Source organism: Streptomyces sp. DG1A-41 (genome assembly GCF_037055355.1).
GTDB lineage: Bacteria > Actinomycetota > Actinomycetes > Streptomycetales > Streptomycetaceae > Streptomyces.
In genome coordinates this window covers 5,889,878-5,906,561 of sequence record NZ_CP146350.1, presented here as the reverse complement: position 1 = coordinate 5,906,561, position 16,684 = coordinate 5,889,878, and the positions used below count along the sequence as shown (strand labels likewise).

At 68.8% G+C, this 16,684-nt stretch carries 15 protein-coding genes and 2 pseudogenes; 1 reads left to right on the top strand and 16 read right to left on the bottom strand.

Annotated elements, in window-relative coordinates; genetic code table 11:
* Positions 1-198: 198 nt before the first annotated feature.
* From V8690_RS27705 to V8690_RS27630, 16 genes and pseudogenes are all read right to left on the bottom strand, one after another.
* Positions 199-1,518: a hypothetical protein gene (locus V8690_RS27705; RefSeq protein ID WP_338782791.1), complete on the bottom strand. Its 1,320-nt coding sequence runs from the start codon at positions 1,516-1,518 to the stop codon at positions 199-201.
* Positions 1,519-1,566: 48 nt separating this feature from the next.
* Positions 1,567-4,122: a hypothetical protein gene (locus V8690_RS27700; RefSeq protein ID WP_338782790.1), complete on the bottom strand. Its 2,556-nt coding sequence runs from the start codon at positions 4,120-4,122 to the stop codon at positions 1,567-1,569.
* Positions 4,123-4,441: 319 nt separating this feature from the next.
* Positions 4,442-5,023: an OmpA family protein gene (locus tag V8690_RS27695; RefSeq protein WP_338785482.1), complete on the bottom strand. Its 582-nt coding sequence runs from the start codon at positions 5,021-5,023 to the stop codon at positions 4,442-4,444.
* A gap of 80 nt (positions 5,024-5,103) precedes the next feature.
* The gene (locus V8690_RS27690) at positions 5,104-5,685 is read right to left on the bottom strand and encodes a hypothetical protein (protein WP_338782789.1); all 582 of its coding nucleotides are present in this window, start codon (positions 5,683-5,685) and stop codon (positions 5,104-5,106) included.
* A 31-nt stretch (positions 5,686-5,716) separates the two neighbouring features.
* A pseudogene (locus V8690_RS27685) lies at positions 5,717-6,335 on the bottom strand (pilus assembly protein TadG-related protein).
* Positions 6,332-6,565 carry a hypothetical protein gene (locus V8690_RS27680; RefSeq protein ID WP_193502347.1) on the bottom strand — a complete coding sequence of 78 codons (234 nt, stop codon included), beginning with the start codon at positions 6,563-6,565 and terminating at the stop codon, positions 6,332-6,334. The pseudogene V8690_RS27685 and the gene V8690_RS27680 overlap by 4 nt, the downstream one beginning before the upstream one ends.
* Before the next feature lie 189 nt (positions 6,566-6,754).
* On the bottom strand, positions 6,755-7,720 hold the full coding sequence (locus tag V8690_RS27675) for a response regulator transcription factor (protein ID WP_338782788.1): 966 nt from the start codon (positions 7,718-7,720) through the stop codon (positions 6,755-6,757).
* Between the two features lie 44 nt (positions 7,721-7,764).
* Positions 7,765-8,964: a histidine kinase gene (locus tag V8690_RS27670; protein ID WP_338782787.1), complete on the bottom strand. Its 1,200-nt coding sequence runs from the start codon at positions 8,962-8,964 to the stop codon at positions 7,765-7,767.
* A gap of 664 nt (positions 8,965-9,628) precedes the next feature.
* Positions 9,629-10,516 (bottom strand): DUF5936 domain-containing protein, encoded by an 888-nt coding sequence (locus tag V8690_RS27665; protein WP_338782785.1) that lies wholly within the window; start codon positions 10,514-10,516, stop codon positions 9,629-9,631.
* Positions 10,517-10,547: 31 nt separating this feature from the next.
* A complete protein-coding gene (locus tag V8690_RS27660; RefSeq protein WP_338782784.1) occupies positions 10,548-11,492 on the bottom strand; it encodes a type II secretion system F family protein in 945 nt (314 codons plus the stop codon).
* Between the two features lie 18 nt (positions 11,493-11,510).
* Complete coding sequence (locus tag V8690_RS27655) at positions 11,511-12,848, bottom strand: CpaF family protein (protein WP_338782783.1); 1,338 nt, start codon at positions 12,846-12,848, stop codon at positions 11,511-11,513.
* Positions 12,849-12,876: 28 nt separating this feature from the next.
* Positions 12,877-13,236, bottom strand: coding sequence for a TadE/TadG family type IV pilus assembly protein (locus V8690_RS27650; RefSeq protein WP_338782782.1), 360 nt, complete (start codon positions 13,234-13,236; stop codon positions 12,877-12,879).
* A 1-nt stretch (position 13,237) separates the two neighbouring features.
* Positions 13,238-13,624 carry a pilus assembly protein gene (locus tag V8690_RS27645; protein WP_338785481.1) on the bottom strand — a complete coding sequence of 129 codons (387 nt, stop codon included), beginning with the start codon at positions 13,622-13,624 and terminating at the stop codon, positions 13,238-13,240.
* Positions 13,625-13,629: 5 nt separating this feature from the next.
* On the bottom strand, positions 13,630-14,880 hold the full coding sequence (locus V8690_RS27640) for an AAA family ATPase (RefSeq protein WP_338782781.1): 1,251 nt from the start codon (positions 14,878-14,880) through the stop codon (positions 13,630-13,632).
* A gap of 9 nt (positions 14,881-14,889) precedes the next feature.
* Positions 14,890-15,597 carry a Flp pilus assembly protein CpaB gene (gene cpaB, locus V8690_RS27635; protein WP_338782780.1) on the bottom strand — a complete coding sequence of 236 codons (708 nt, stop codon included), beginning with the start codon at positions 15,595-15,597 and terminating at the stop codon, positions 14,890-14,892.
* A 79-nt stretch (positions 15,598-15,676) separates the two neighbouring features.
* Positions 15,677-16,466 (bottom strand): annotated as a pseudogene (locus V8690_RS27630) (hypothetical protein).
* On the opposite strand from V8690_RS27630, the gene V8690_RS27625 reads away from it, so the two are divergent.
* Entirely contained in the window at positions 16,395-16,619 is a 225-nt protein-coding gene (locus V8690_RS27625) for a hypothetical protein (RefSeq protein WP_338785678.1), read from the top strand. The pseudogene V8690_RS27630 and the gene V8690_RS27625 overlap by 72 nt on opposite strands.
* Positions 16,620-16,684 lie beyond the last annotated feature (65 nt).

The window sequence follows — 16,684 nt, the reverse complement described above, 5'->3', positions numbered from 1 at the left end:
CAGATCGCCGCGCAGCCTGATGTAGCCGCACAGGACAGGTGCGGTCCAGTCGCGTCCACTCTGGTCGCCGTCCCGGTCGGCCGCGTCGGCCCTGAGCCGTAGCGGCTCAAGTTCCGCAACGCTGAAGAGGTTTCCGATCACGAGTACGCCCCGTCGTGAACCATCTGCGGTCGGTTGCGGCTGCGATGCGTGGGGGCGTCATGACGTCCACTGCTGGGCGACCTTCCTCGTCGTGACGGGTAGGCTCGGGTCGGAGGCAAGTCGCGCCAGGGCCTCACGGCTGTCCGGCTCGTCATCCGTACGGTGGAGGAACCAGACGGCCTCCTCTACCGCACGGCCGCGCCGGGCGGACCGCTCGGCAAGTTCTGCCGCCCAGAGGGCCGTTGCCGACGGAGCCGCTGGTTCCTGGTCGCCTGCTGCCCCTCCGCCGTGGGGGAGGTCAGCGAGCCAGCGGAAGACGGCTGCAGTGACCCGGTCGGCGATCCGCGCGCACCAGAGCTTGGCGAAGGACTCGGCGTTCATGCCTTGCAAGTCGAACCCAAGCGACTCGCACTCGCGCCACGCCTCGTTCATCCGCTCGCGAGTGACCAGCCGTGGGTACGGCATGAGGGCACGGACCACCTCAGCGATGGCTCTGAAGTCCACCGGAGCGTCACCGCACGGCTGCGCGTCATCCGGCACCCGCTCGACAGCCAGACATGCCTCCAGTGCCGAACGCGCTCGGGCGAGGCTCCCGGCATCCGGCGCGGTCACGCCCCACCCGAAGTCGTTCTGCCAGGAATACGGGAGATCGTGCAGCCCCTCGGGCAGCAGCGGCTCCTCGTCACGGGTGACTTGCCGGGACCGAGCCTCGTACACCGAACGGCGCAGCCCGAGAAGCCGGGAGCGCACATAGGGGCGGAAGTCCCGGACCTCGTCGTCGTGTACGAGACCCAGCAAAATCTGTTCGCCGCGCGGACTACCCAGCGCGACCAGCACGCGCACCGCCGCCTCGACCGCCAGGCCGACCCGCACGAACGCGGCTGCGAGTAGCGCGGCGTCCTCCGCCTCCGCATCGTTCAGCGATCCGGCGGTGGTTGCACGCTCGAGGAAGGCGAAGGCGTCGCACGCCAGCGTCTGCCGCACAGAGGCCGCCCACTCGGCCGCCACCCTGTCGATCTGCTGTTCGGTCGGTGGCGCAGGCACCGTGGGGATCCCCATGTCAGCCCAGACTCCGAGCACCTGCGCCACCCGTTCCCGAGTGACCTGGGACGTGGTCGGCATGATCCGGGTCAGCCAAGCGTCTGCCTCGTCCAAGATGTGGTCATCGCGGTCGTCGTAGAAGTCCCGCAGTTGCTCGTCCCAGTCGTGCACACTCTGCCGTCGCTCGGGCAGGCATGCGCGCAGCACGGACCGAGCCTGCTCATGTCTCCGCTCATTGGGCGCAAGTGCCTCCAGTTCCTGAGACCTGCGGTATGTCAGATCGTGCCAAGGCGGCGGCAGCTCGCGCATGGCAGCGGGCAGCAGGTAGGTGTCCACAAGTCGCTCTCCGTTCGTGCCCCCCGGCAGTTTCCTGAGGCGTTGGCGTCATGAGACGCCCAGGTAATCCATCGCTTCCTTCGGGGTCTTCATCCTGGACCACTCCATGGTCCCTGCCTGCTTCCGGGCCTGGATCTCTGCCTCCATCCGCTTGAGCTGGCTCGGGGAGATGTCCGTACCAGCGATCCGTACGGGCACCCCGTTCTTCGCCATCGTTCCGGCCGGTGTCCCTTCAGGCTTGTACTTGACGCCGTCCCGCTTTCCGCTCTTGTAGCCGCTGAAGATATTGGTCCATTTCTCAGTGGTCTCTATCTCGACGCGTGTCGCCCTACCTGCGCCACCCTTCCCCTCCCATTCGGCCAGATCCTCGACCTGCCGTTCGAAGTCGGCCTTGATGGTGGCATTACCCGTGTTCTTGACCTCCACGGCGTGGACCTTGCCATCCTTGCCCTTGTAGAGCACGTCGGCGTCGTTGATTTCGGAGATGTTCGCCGTCTCGCCGTTGCCGAGATCGACGTTCTCCTTGCCGAAGTCCTTGCCGACAGCGGTGTGCACGGTCGTGCCAGGCGCTGCCTCGTCGTCGGCGGCTCGCTGGACGGCGTTCAGCTCAGCGCGTGCCTGGCTGAGTTCGTCGGTGTTCTTGGCGTTCGTGACCTTGCTGGTCAGCGACGAGCGTGCCTCTTTGGAGATGCTCTTCGTCCTGGCCAGTTTCGAAATCTCGTCCAGTGCCCGGGCCGCGTCCTCCTTGCCGATCTCCTTCTTGTCCGGGTCCGGGTTGTCCTTTGCCCGCTGAACGAACTCGTCGATCTTCCGCGGTGCGTGCTGGACGCCCTCGTCGTCGAGTGCCTTCTTGACTGCGCCGTGGCGATCCGCCAACTCGGCACCGTCGGCAACCCTGTCGGCCTCGTCGGCCTCCTCGCGAGCGTCCTTGGCCCCCTCCTTGGCCTCCTCGTCGCAGCCGCCCTCGGCGAGGATGACGTGCGGGGAGTCGGACGGGCCGACGGCGAGGATCGTGTTGCCTGCGCCGGAGGAGCCGGTGAGGAGGCCAGTGGTGGTCCCGGGTGGGTTCCCGCCGTACGGGATCCGGCGGGTCGGCGCCGCGATGGTGCAGCCCGACTCGCGGGCCTTCTTCTCGGCCGCGTCCGCCGCCTCGTCGGCGTCCTTCGCCGCATTCCGAGCGCCCTCGGCATCACCCGCCTTCGCGGCCTTGCGGGCCTTCTCCGCCGCGTCCGCAGCCTTGTCGAGGGATTCACCGATCTCGGCCAGCTTCTTGAACTTGGTGAATTTCGTGATGGTCTTCGGACTGAAGATGCCGATGACGTTGACAACGGTGTTGCCGACGGAGGCGCCGTAGTTGCCCTTCTCCCAGTTCTCCTTGTCGACGAGCGTGTCGACCGCCAGGTCGGACACGAAGTCCTCGGGCGAGTTGACCCAGCCCCATACGGAGGAGACGTAGTTCCCCTTGTCCCACTCCTTGCCCAGCTCGTCGGCCTTGTCGCCCCACCAGTTGGTGGTGTAGTCCTTCAGGCCGTTCCAGCTGTCCTTGACCGAGCCGACCGGGTCGCTGACGAAGTCCATCGTGCTGGCCAGGAAGCTCTTGGTCGGCGCGACGAAGAAGCCCCGGACATGGTCCATGAACGTCCTGTCGTGGCGTTCCTGGTCATGTACGTCGTCCCAGAGCGACTTGTCGTCGAAGGGGCCCGGAGCGAGCGGCACCGTGTCGCCCGGCCCCGCACCCTCATAGGTGATGATCTGGGCCGACGACGCCGGACTACCACCGCTGTTGTCGCCGCCCGTACCACCACCGGCGCCCGTGCCTCCCTGGCCACCCGAACCGCCCTGGGTGCCCGGGGCGCCTTCGGCACCCGCCTCACCGTTCGCGCCCGAACCACCGTCTGCCCCAGCACCACCGTCCGCATCCGCGCCGCCGTCCGGGGCGGCGCCGTTGCCGCCGTTGCTGCCGTCGGCGCCGGCGTCCGAACCACCCTGCCGCGTACCGTCGTTGTTTCCGGCCGCACCCGTCTCCGTACCGTCGCCCTGCGGAGCGGAGCAGGCCGTGCCCGTCACCGAACAGACCGCCGACTCAATGCCGTCTGCGATGCGCCCGCCGAGGCCGCCCACCGACAGCGCGAGGATGATCGCGGCGACTACCGCGACGAGCCCCGCGTACTCCACCGCGGTCTGGCCCTCGTCCCGTCGCCAGCGGATCATCCTCGCCAGGCTGAACGCCCGGCGCTCCTCCCTGTCCTGGGGAGCGATCTCGAACCACTCACGCGACCGGGCCCGACGCAACAGCACGATGACCGCCACCGGCATCGCCGCCTGTGTGATGCCCCGCAGATCACCGTGCACCAGCGTGCCGAACGACAGCCACACGATCCACGCCTGTACGGCGATCAGTGCACGGCTCGTCCACACCCCGCCCCGCCACAGGCGCCGGGCCAGATAGACCCCGGCCACGCTGGGCAGCGAGTCGTACACCAGGATTCCGAAGATCTCCCCGGAGTAGTACGACACCACCGACAGCACGGTGACCACGTACAACACCGTCAGCGCGAACTGCACCCACAGGAGTACCTGCGCCCAGCCCAGTGCCCGTGGCAAGGGCGAACGCCGGCCCCACGACGGGATGTTGTGCGCACCCCAAATCCCGCTCGGCGGGATGGGGTTACCGGCTCCGGACATGCGTGACCTCAGCTCGTGAAGCGGCAATCTAAGACGGACACGCGGCCGAGGCTAAGGAGAAGCGATCACTCACACATGGGCCCGTGGCCCCAACCCCGGGCCCATTTCAACCCACAGCGGTGCACTGGGCCTCTCGATGCCCTGTCCTGCTCCTGAGAGGTGCGCGGGAACGGGCGCGGCCCGTCCTCGTCGGCGCCGCGATGGCGCGAGGACGGGCCCCGGGTGGGTCGGTGGTGGCTCAGCTCTCCGTGCGCGGGAAGGAGACCTCGACACGGCGGTTCTTCTTGCGGCCGGTCTCCGTGGAGTTGTCCGCGATCGGGTACTGCTCGCCGTAGCCGCGTACCTCGTATGTGACGTTGGAGTCGTTCAGTTCCTGGTCCAGGACGTTCTGTACGGCGTCGGCGCGCTTACGGGACAGGACGTCGCCGTGGGCGGAGGAACCGAGGTTGTCCGTGAAGCCGAAGACGCGGATCTTCGTCGCGTTCTGTGTCCTGATCTCCTCGGCGATCGTGGAGATACGGGCCTTCGCCTCGGCGCTGAGTTTAGCGCTGTCCTTGCCGAAGAGGACCTCGGCCTGGAGGGCGAACTTGACGTCGGCGTTGGTGTCTTCGCGGCGTTCGTCGCCGCTTTGGTCTTCTACGACCTGTTTGATGTCGAGGACCTTGGCGGCGGCCAGGGTGGCGCCCTCGGGGAGTTTGAGGTCGGGGTCGTTGGAGTCGACCTTGACCGGAGCGGCGGCGGAGGGCTCGGTGCCTGGGGGGACGCTGGGGCCTTCGTCGGCGTGAGCGCCCACCGCGCTGTGGAAATTCGTGGCGACCATGAGCGCAGCCGCAGCGACGACCAGGGAGAGACGCTGCGCTGTCACGCCGCCCGAGGTTTGGGTAGTGGTCACAGTGCGCCTCACCCAGAAATCTTGATGAGAGCACTCGCGAACAGCGGCAGTTGGAAGGTGGCTTCGGTCGTGCTCGCCGGGGGAGCTGGGAACTGCAGGAACACAGCCATGGATTCCCCGGGCTTGAGTGCCGAAAAACCAGTGGTCGTCAACGGACGCCCATCCGTGTCGCGCAGCACGTAGTACCGCTTCTTGCCCTTCGAGTCGACGAGTGTGGCACCACCGAACGACCTGCCATTGTTGATGATCTCGGTCTCGTTACCACTTAGCTCGGCCGGGATGGTGACGATTTCGGAGCCGTCGTTCTTCAGGTTACCGTTCACGGTGACGAAGCCACCGGAGTCACGCTCAGCAGAGGTGATCTGGAGGAGCAGGCCGCTCGGCCCCTTCGCCTCGGCCAAGGGCTCACTGGTCTGCCCCTCCTGAGCACTCGGCTTGGATCCACTGTCCTTGGAGGCGGACGCCGAAGGCTTCGGCTTCTCGTCGTCGCCACCATCGCCGCCGCAGCCGGCCACACTGAGGGCCAATCCGGCCGCAACGGTCACCGCGACCACCCCCCTGCGGGCCTTCGTAGTGAACCGAATGCTCATCACTCTGCTTCCTTCAACTCGTCGTTCGCTGTCAGTCGGCCAGATGGACGTCGAAGAGGTCCTCGGGCTTCGGGAGAACGTCGGGAGGATCGCCCGGCTTCAGGTCCCAGTCAGTGCAGCCGGCCATCTCTGTCCTTGCAGGAGAGCCGCGGCAATACGTTCCCACCCGCGTCCGCAGCGGGAGGCTTGAACGTACAGCGGGGCTCGATCACGGCGGTGGCGGACGCATTCGCTTTACGGTCCGCCGTGCCGGGGACGATCGAGTCTCCGACGGGCTTGTTGGTCTCGACCTCAACCGTGAAGCCCAGGAGACCGTCCGGTTCGCATCCGATCACACGGGCGTCGTTCTGCGCGGCGAGCCGGTGTGCACGCCAGCACGATGGGCCGAGTCCATCGGCGTTGCCTTGGAAGATGTCCTGCCACCTGGTCCAGTCGAGTACGTCGTTCACCCATGCGCCCGCGAGTAGGTCCCGCCTGTCCTGGGCCGCCGCGAGGGCTGCCGCGTCCGCGGCCGTCTGGGCGCCGTTCCTATTGACCGCAGCCTGGCCGACCGCAAAGTACGCGAACGCGAGGAAGAGCAGGCTCCCCACCACGGTGATGTAGATGGGGAATGCCTGCCCTGCGTCGCCGTACCTGCGAGGTCGGGTCAAGGGGCGACCTTGTTGATCTGCGTGGTCAGCTTGTTGACGATCGTCTGACCGATGTTCGTCCCGGCGATCAGCACCACGATCGCCACGACCACCGCGATGATGCCCAGGTACTCGACCGCGGTCTGCCCCTTGTCGCCGGCGCGGCGCTGCATGGCTTCGACCGTGGTGTTCTTCCAGCCGTTGACGCGGACCTTGGTCGCAACGGCGGTCTTCAGCATCAGGTCGCTCATGGGGTTCCCCTCCGGGTTCGGCGGTGCCGCTTTCGGCGCGAGAAACGTACGGCGGAACACCCCGCGTCCCATAGGGCCCCGGGGCCCAATCCGGGGCCCAATCAGAGGCCCAGCGCGACTTCCGTGACTTGCCTTTGACGACTTGGGCCCGCAGGCCCATCCACCTCTCCCCCGTACCGTCACCGCAGGTCACCCCAGTCCTCGACGTGAGTCCGATGCCGTGCCGATCCACTTGGCGGCGGCCTCGGAGCGACTGGTGCTGTGCAGCTTGGCGAAGATGCGGTTGATGTGATTTTTGACGGTCTTCTCGCTGATGAAGCAGGTGGCGGCGATCTGCTGATTGGTCATGCCGGACGCGATGTGGTCCATGATCTCCGCCTCCCTCGTGCTCAGTTGGAACCGTGACCTGTCGGGGGCGGCCGGACGGCCGCTTGTCCACCCAGACGAAGACTGTCCCACATGCGGTTGCACTTGCGAAAGGTTTTCTGAAGAAGTAGGCGGGGATGGCATAGAGGGAAGAGCGAAAGGCGCTGGCCCAGATGGTTGTTGGGGTTGAGTATGCGAGTGGGCGGAGTTGGGAATTCCGTATGCAGTCGCACTCGATGACTGGCCCAGGCCCTCGGGTAGGGGCGTGGGCGCCGGTGCCTGGCTCTGGCGGAGCTGGGTCAGCAGGGCACCCGCCGCGGTCGGCGTGAAGTGGGCTCGGCCCTCCTTGATGTCCCGTACGGCATCGACCAACTGGTCGGCTGTGAACTCGCCGTGGACCAGGTAGCCGCCCGCCCCTCGGCGGAGAGCCTCCTGGACGATCTCCGACTCCCTGCTGTACGTCAGCATCACCACCGGGGCGATCTGCACCAGGTACGGGAGTGCCGAGATTCCGTCCACGCCAGGCATGCGGACATCGAGGAGGACGACGTCCGGGCGATGCCGGTGGGCGGCCTCGCAGGCCTGGCGACCGTCGGCTGCCTCCGCCACGACCGTGATGTCCTCGCGGCCGGAGAGCAGGGCGGTGAGGCCGGCGCGGACCACGGGATTGTCGTCCGCCACGACAACACGCAGCGCGGCGGCTCGTTGGGCTGGTGGGAAGTCGCCGAACGGGTTCGGGGGCGGTTGGAGTGGCTGCTGAGAGTCGGGGCGGGGAGTCAGGTCCGGCATCGGTGCGGCCTCCTCTCGTGGTGTGGGGACGGTTTGCGGCGTGCTCAGGCGTTGTTCGATCGCGGTGTCAGAGCCGCCAGTGGAAGTTCCAGGCGGACCTCCGTGCCTCTGGGGTGGCTGCCGCGGCCTATGCGGATCCGGGCGCCCACCGAAGCGGCCCGCTCGACCATGCCGACCAGTCCGAAGTGTCCCGCCCGACGCAGCTGTTCGAGGGTCGTTCCCGGCGGGAGACCTCGACCGTCGTCGTACACGCTGATACGGAGGAGGTCGCCGTGGACACCTGCGTGGACATCGACACGAGCGGGCTGCGCGTGGCGGTGGGCGTTCTCCATGGCCTCCGAGGCGATGGTGAGGAGTTGGCGGGCCACGGCGGGTGGGACTGGAGGGACGGCCTCCTCGCCGGTTGGGCGGTAGACGGCGGGGAGGCCGGTGCGGCTGCTGAAGTCTCGGGTGCGGGCCGCGAGTTCCACGAGTACGTCGGTGGCGTGGTCGGGGTCGGAGTCGCGGCGGAGATCGGCGAGGAGTTCCCGGGACTCGGCGGCAGCGCGGCGGGCGGAACGGGCGACGAGTTCGGCCTGCTGTTTCACCAGGTCCGCATCCATGCGGTCGGCACCGGCCGAGCTTGCCAGGCCGTCGGCGGCGAGGGCCACGCCGTGCAAGGTCTTGGCGACCGAGTCGTGCATCTCGCGGGCCAGGCGGGCGCGTTCGGCGCTGACGGCCTCGGTGACGGCCAGTCGGGCCTGCACCGTCGTCAGAGCCTGTGTGGCCGCGCCGAAGCGGAGCATGAGGTTGCGCAGGCTCGATCCCACGGCTCCGGCGATGACGCACAGGCCTGGGAGGAGAGACGCCTCGGCGAGGCCGGCGTGCAGGTTCGCGGCGGTTGCGTAGACCAGCAGGAGAATCAGCGACTGGAGCGAGGCGAAGACGGCTGCGCCCCGCCAGCCGTAGACAAGGCCGGCGAGGAGGGGGGTGCAGACGCTGACGTAGGCGAGCGTGGTGTCCGGACCCGCCGAGATCAGGAGCAGGGAGCCCAAGAGGGTGTCCACGGCCAGGAGCGAGGGATGGCGCAGGAGGAGAGGACCGAATCGTTCCCAGTCTCGGAAGAGAACGTAGGAGCCCATGAAGGTGACGACCACTGCGGCGGCCACCAGCCGGGTGGGCAGGCCCGGGTTGGCGTTGAGCAGTGCGGCGGGGGCGGCCAGGGCGATCATGGCCAGGCGGAAACCGAAGACCTGGCGGCACATGGCCTGGAGCGCGTTGATCTGGATGGGGATGGCGGGGGTGTCCTCAGCGGCGGGTACGGGGTGGGACGCCCGGCCATTGGCCGGATCTGGGTTCCCCTCCGCAGCGCTACGGCCTTCGTGGCCGGGAGTGCGTGGCCGCTGAGGCGGTTCAGGGCGTTCGTCGTCCCCCGCGCCGTTCGCGCGTGCCGGTGCCCCGCCGTTCGCAGCTGCCGTCAGCCCGCCCCTCGCATCCGCCGCCGACCCGCCGCTCGCATCGGCCGTTGCCCCCTGGTGTCTGTCCGCCGTCGCCCGGTCATGGGCTCGCGTCGGCGGCCGGTCGTTCACCGGGACCGCCGTCGGACGCGGTGTGGGCGGCGGCGTGGCGTCCCTCCGGGCCGCCGCCGCTTCCCGCCGAAACCCCCGCCTGATCCGCATTGTCCGCTCGGGGACGGCATCCCCGCTTCCGTCGGGCCGGACGGCGTCCGCGGGGGCCGGGGCGTCTGCCGGGACCCATCCCGGTGGGAGGGCCGGTGTCGCGTACGTCACCGGGATGTCCGGGGCTCCCGTTCTCACGTGATCCGGCAGGACCGTGCCCGCCGGAGGTGTCGAGATCTCCGATGGCTTGGGACGGCGGCGCAGCAGCCTGGTCCGCTCCCTCGTCGTCGACATGCTGTCGCCCCCCGTCCTACTCACCCATGATCGTGCTGAAGTCCGTGCCGGAACCGAGCAGCATCCCCGCGCCGAGGAGGATCATCGTGGCCGGGACCATGAACGTCGTGATCATCAACGTCGCCTTGGGAACCGCGCGTGCGGCCTTCCGGCGGGCGTTCTGCGCATCCGTGCGGCGCATGTCCTGGGCGAGCGCGACGAGGGTGTCCACGATCGGGGCGCCCAGCTCCTCACCCTGCTGCAGCGCCGTCACGAACATGGCCACCTGCTCCGAGTCATTGCGTCGCCGCAGCTCGGCGAAGGCTTCACGGCGGCTCATGCCGAGGTCCATCTGGCGCAGGGTGATGCGGAGTTCGTCGGCCCACGGACCCTCGTACTTGGACGCGACGCGGTCCAGCGCCTGGCGGAAGCCGAGTCCCGCGCTGACCACAACGGCAAGGACGTCGAGGAAGTCCGGCAGTGTCCGCTCGATGGCGTCCTTGCGGACGCGGATCGCCGACCAGATGCCGACCTCGGCCCAGAAGGCCGCGAAGGCGAACATGATCAGGGCGCTGAAGAGGCTTCCCTCGCTGAGCGCGATGAGACCGCCCAGTCCGCCGATCGCCCCGTACACCGCGCGCCGGGCCGCGTAGCGGTCGATGGTGAGACCGCCGGGGTTGCCCGCTAGGTCGATTTTGCGGCGGTACTTGGCGACCCGCTTGGGGCCCATCAGCCGCAGGACGGCAGGCGCGTACCGCATGCCGAGCCGGTCGACGAGCGAGCCCACGGCACTGGTGCGGGACGAACCGACCTCCAGTGCCACGGCCAGGTCGCCCGGAAGTTTGGCCTCTGCGCGGTAGATGCGCAGGCCGGCGAAGATGCCCCACACGCTGAGGCCCATGACCAGTGCCAGCAGAAGTCCCATCGCGGCGCTCCTTCTCCAGTGACTCGGTGGCTCAGACGTCGATGCGGGACAAGCGGCGGATGAGGAAGAACCCGATGGCGTAGAGGCCGAACGCGATGATCACGCAGGCCTGACCGACCGGCGACCCGGTCATGCGGTCCAGTGCTCCGTCCTCGATGGCGTTCAACAAGAACAAGGCGCCCACACCCAGCACCGGCACCGCGTACGACGTCATGTTCACCTGCGACAACTGCGTCCGCACCTCCCGCCGCGTCTCCTTGCGCTCCTCCAGCGTCTCGGTCAGGTTCCGCAGCGCGCTCACCACCTGACCGCCCGCCCGGTTCGACAGCACGAGCGTGGTGACCAGGACGACGAGTTCGCGGGACGGCAGGCGGTCCGCCAGCTCGCCCAGTGCGTCGTCCATCGACGCACCGACGGCCAACTGGGCCGCCACTTTGCCCAGTTCCTCGCCCGCGGGCGCCTCCAGTTCCTCCGCCGCCATCCCGATCGCCGTGCGCAGTGCCAGGCCGGCCTGAGTGGCGTTGGCCAGGATCCTCGCCAGCTCGGGGAGCTGGTTGATGAACTTCTCGATGCGTTTCTGGCGTTGCCAGTTGAGGAACTGCACCGCCACCCAGATGCCCAGCAGGCCCGCGAGCGGGCCGAAGAAGGGGGCCAGGGCCGCCTGGCCGATCAGCCACAGGCCGGCGACCGTGGCGAGCATGTAGACGAAGAACTCGCCCGGGGTGATGTCCAGGCCCGTCGCCGCCAGGCGGAGTTCGAGCTTCCTGCCGAGCTTGGTGCGGCGCAGGCGGCGGTCCAGGCCGCGAAAGCGGCGGCGACGGCCGCCGACCGGTATCTGGCCGGTGGCCGACAGACGGTCGACGAGCGCCTGCCGCTGTGCCTTGCCCATGGCGTAGGAGTGCAGGCCCACGACCGCGAGGACGCAGGTCAGCAGGGTGATGCCGGTGGTGAGCGTGACGAGGGATTGCAGATCCATGGGGGCGGCTCTCTTCTCCTACCTGGCTTCTCGGGTGGCCAGCTCGTCCGCGGACTGGGCGATGCCGAAGGCCTGGGGGACGGGCTGACTCGCCATGTAGAGGCGGTCGGCGATGCGGCGTGGGAGCGGGAAGTACGCGAACGCGCCGTAGATGCGCCCGTCAGCCGCCATCGGCTGGGCGTTGAAGCGGGCGACCGTCACCAGTCGGTACGGCTCGCTGCCGTGGCTTTCGAGCAGCGCGATCTCGGTGATGCGACGGGCGCCGTCCGCGAACCGGGTCAGCTGCACGATGACGTCCACCGCGCTGTTGATCTGGTCGTGCAGCGCCACGAAGGGAATCTCCACGTCCGACATGGAGGCGAGCGTCTGGAGCCGCATCAGCGCGTCCTCCGCGCTGTTGGCGTGCACGGTGGCCAGCGAGCCGTCGTGGCCCGTCGACATGGCCTGGAGCATGTCCAGCGACTCGCCGCCGCGGACCTCACCGACCACGATCCGGTCGGGGCGCATACGGAGGGAGTTGCGGACCAGGTCGCGGATGGTGACCTGGCCCTTGCCCTCCACGTTGGGGGGCCTTGACTCCAGGCGGATCACGTGCGCCTGCTGGAGCTGGAGTTCCGCGGAGTCCTCGATGGTGATGATGCGTTCGCCCTCGGGGATGAGCCCGGACAGCGCGTTCAGCAGGGTCGTCTTTCCCGTGCCGGTCGCGCCCGAGACGATGATGTTGAACTTCGCCTGCACCAGGCCCGCGAGCAGGTACAGCATGTGCTCGTCGAGCGAGCCGAGGCCGATCAGCTCCTGGAGCGTGAAGGAGCGCGGGAAGCGGCGGATGGTGAGGGTGGCGCCCGTCAGGGACAGGGGCGGGATGATGACGTTGACGCGCTCGCCGGAGGGGAGGCGGGCGTCGACCATCGGGTTCGACTCGTCCACCCGCCGATTGACCGTCGAGACGATCCGCTCGATCGTCTGCATGAGCTGGTCGTTCGATGCGAAGCGCAGGGGTAGTTGCTCCACCCGCCCGCCGCGCTCCACGAAGATCGCGTCCGGGCCGTTCACCATGATCTCGGTGATGGACGCGTCCTCCAGGAGCGGCTCCAGGATGCCGAGGCCCAGTGCCTCGTCGACCACCCTGCGGATCAGCTGCGAGCGCTCCACCGTCGACAGGACCGGGCCCTCGCGGCTGATGATGTGCCCGAGCACCCGCTCCAGCCGTGCCCGGCGCTCGGCGGCGGCCAGCGAACTCATCTCCGCGAGGTCGATCTCCTCCAGGAGCTTGGCCCGGTAGGAGGCGACCATGTGGCCGTCCTCGCCCCGGTTTCCCTTCTCCTCGGGGGTGTTGATGCGTGCTCGCAGGCTCATGGGTCCGGGGCTCCTCGTTCGCCGATGGTCAGTGGTCGAGCGGCATCGTGGCGGTCTTGCGCGCCGGGTCGAATTCCCAGCCGGGGACGAGGGAGGGGATCTCGACGGTGGCGGTGACCGTGACCTCCTCGCCCGACTCCGCGCCCGAGCAGGAGGTTTTGTCGGCCAGCCAGTCGCTCACCGCGTTCCCGCAGGCCTGTTGCGCGGTTCCGGGGTCCAGTGAGGCACTGCGCGCCCCCGCCCGCGCCGCCGTCCCCGCCTGCTGCGCCGTGTAGGCGATCAGGCCGAGTTGTACGGCCGCCATGGCCACGAGCAGCAAGATGGGGAGGAACCCCAGGTACTCGAGGGCGACTTGGCCGCGATCGCGCGCTTTACGGTCGTACGACATCTCACTTCGCCTCCTCGACCGCACCCGCGTGACCCTTGACCGTGAACGGGAAGGCGATCGTGCCCGGGAAGAGGACGGGGACCTGCAGCTTGACGTCGGAGGTGATGTAGCCGGAACCGTAGCCCCCGCAGCTCACCTCGGCGCCGGTCCGCCACGCGTCCGACAGCTTGTCCAGCCCCGCCTGTTGGCACTTGCCGTCAGGTCCGTACTCCGCCGCCGTCGCCGCCCGCACCGCCTCGTCCGCGGCATTCCCCGCGAGTGTGAACGTGTACCCCACCAGCACGAGCTGCCACAGCACCACCAGCGTCACGATGATCGTCGGTGTCATACCGAGAAACTCGATGGTGACCTGACCCCGGTCCCGCTCCCGCCCTCTCAAGACAGCCAGCACGCTCACCCCTCCCTCCTCCGCCGAAAGCTCACAGCCCCCCGGTCCCCACCCCGGAACCTCCCCGCCTTCTGTGCCCCCTCGGAGACCTTGACCAGACCCAGCTCTCCCGCCAGCCCCCACAGCGCCTGCTTCACCGCGCTCCTGCTCTCCAGCTCGTGAACACGCCCGGCGTCCACGACGCTCTGGAGTTCCCTGAAGTTGGCGGGGATCGAGGTCGCCGCGACCGCCGTGCCGGTGATCTTCTGGATGAGCGGGGGCTGGATCTCCGTGCCCCGCGTGTGGCGATTGACGACCACCGTGGTCTCCTCCGCCTTGCGGATCTGCAACCGGTCCCACATCCGCACGGCCCGCTTCGCGCCCCGTACCGCGACCACGTCCGGCGTGGTGATCAGCAGCGCCCGGTCCGCCATCTCCACGGCCGCCGCCCCCGCCCCGCTCAGCTGGGCGCCGCAGTCGATGACGACGACCTCGTAACGGGAGCGCAGAGCACTGACGATCTGCCGGGCGGCGCGGTCGGTGACGTCCTCGCCGCGTTCGCCCTCGGCCGGGGCGAGGAGCAGGGCCAGTCCGGTGTCGTGGCGGAAGACGGCGTCGGCCAGGACACGCGGGGAGATGTCCGTGATGGCGGCCAGGTCGACGACGGAGCGGCGGAACTGGACGTCCAGGTAGGAGGCGATGTCGCCGGTCTGGAGATCCATGTCGACCAGGGCCGTGCTGCGGCCCGAGGCCTGGGCGGCGAGCGCCAGTTGGATCGCCGCCAGTGTCGCGCCCACGCCGCCCTTGGCCCCGCTGACCGTGACGACCGTGCCGCCGACGCCGGTGAACACGTCGCCGCCGGCGCCCAGGTGCCGTCGTACGCCGACGGACCACTGCGCGACCGCCTGGACGCGGCTGGCGAGTTCCTCGTAGCTGAGGGGCAGGGCGACCAGGCCGCGGGCGCCGTAGTCCATGGCGGCCTGGAAGAGGCCGGGGCTCGCGTCGGAGGTGACGAGGATGACGCCGACGGCCGGGAAGCGCAGGGCGACTTCGCGGATCAGTTCCAGCGCGGGGACCGGGCCGATCCGCTCGTGCACCACCACGACCTCGGGCAGTTCGTCGACGGACTCGGCGGCCAGGCGGGCGAGGGTGTCGATGAGCTGGGTGGAGTCGACCACCGGGGCGACCGGCTCGGCGTCCGGGAGCTGGCTGAGCAGCGTCGTGATGGACCGGACGGCGTCCGCGTCACCGACTGCCGGGAGGATCCTCGTGGGCATGCGAGCCTCTCACTTGTCCTTCGCGAGTTCGTACGTCCGGTCCTGCTCGGGGACGGTGGTGTCGCCGCCGGGCGCGACCAGGGCGAGCCGGACCCGCTGGGCGAACGACTCGGCGTAGGTGATGCGCTGGGCGTCGAGGGCGGACAGCGCGAAGGTGATGGGGACGGCGTCGGTGGCCTGCTGGGTGCGGTTGTTCTCGTCGGGTTTCAGCGCGGTGAGTTCGCCGACGTCGATGACCTTGGCGTTGGTCACGATGATCTTCGACTGGTCGGGGTCGCCCTCGCGCTTGCCCTCGAAGGTGGCGTAGACGTTGACCGAGGAGCCGGGCGTGATCTTGCCGGCCACGCCGGTCGCCGCGTCGATCATGATGGCGACCTCCTGCTGGCCGGGCTGGAGGGCCGGCTGGCGGACGATCATGTCGGACTGGAGCAGGGAACCCGCTTGCAGCTTGGTCACGGCGATCTTGCCCTGGATCTCGCGCAGGTCGGTGACCGCGTTGTCGGACAGCCACCGTTCGGGCATCTTGATCTTTTCGAACTGGCCCGTGCTGAGGGTGGTGTAGGGCGGCACGTCGGACTTCAGCCGGTAGGCGGTGACCTCGGGGCCCACCTTGGACTTCACGTCACTGATGACGGACAGCACGCCGGTGAAGGCGCCGAGGGCGCAGACGACCGACAGGAGCAGGAGAATCACGCCGCGGCGCTGACGGGAATTCATGAACCGTACAACCTCGTTGGGGATATCGGTCGAGCGGGATCGGGGCAGTGCTGACGAGCGGTGTCAGGGCTGTCAGGGCTCACCCGACGGCCGTTCGGTTCTCTAGCTGCTTGAGGGGCGGGGTGTCGTGGACGGGTGGCGTGGCCGAGCAGAACACGCAGCGGTCGCCGATGACGTCGATGCCGCACCAGTGGCAGCGGGTCCGCCGTACGGAGGTGACCAGCTGGTAGAGGACCGACAGGTCGGGCAGGTAGCTACAGAACTCGATCAGCTTGCCGGTGCCCCACCAGCCCGGAGATTCGGCCGGGAGGGGGATCTCGCGCAGCCCCTGCACCTTCCAGGAGGGGGCGAGGGTGCCGGTGACCCAGTCGGACTGGAGCTGGCCCTTGGCGACGAGCATCCACGTGCCGAACTCGGGGCCGGGCAGGGCGGCTTCGGGAGTGATCCTGACGAGCTGCGGTTCGGGGTGGGCGAGGACACCGAACTGGCTGCCGGGCACCCAGGATTTGGCGTGCGACTTCAGGTCGACGGGGACGCGGTCGAGCCGGGCGACGGAGTTGAGCAGCGCCCCGGCGTGGATGTAGTGGACGAGCAGGCCAGGCCGAGGCGAGCACGCCGGGGCTGATGTCGCAGGACGCGAGCTGCCGTAACTGGCGGGCCAGGACGGCGAGTCCGAGCGGGGGCAGATCGGGGCGGAAGAGGGCGATCCGGTCGCTCTCCATGAGGGAGCGCAGGGTGTGCAGCCGTCGCTGCACGGCGGTGGGTGCGGCCTGTGAGCAGACCACGATCACATGCCCGTGGTGCTCGACCAGGGTCTGCATCTCGGCGAGCGCCTGCTCCAGGGGGCGCCGGTCGACGTCCCGCAGCACGACGGCGGGCAGGGTGCGTTCGTCCTGTGGCGGCAGCGCCATGTCGGCACTGGTCACGGCAATGGCAGTTGGCACGCGCAGCTCCCCGTTTCCCCATGCCCGTCGGCCCGCCGTCTTGTCACTGCGGCACACGTCGGTGACTTCACTGCGTGACTACCTCAGCACTGTATCCACGGCTCTGTGACCGGAGAACAGCGTTTGTGTAGCTGAGGAGCAAC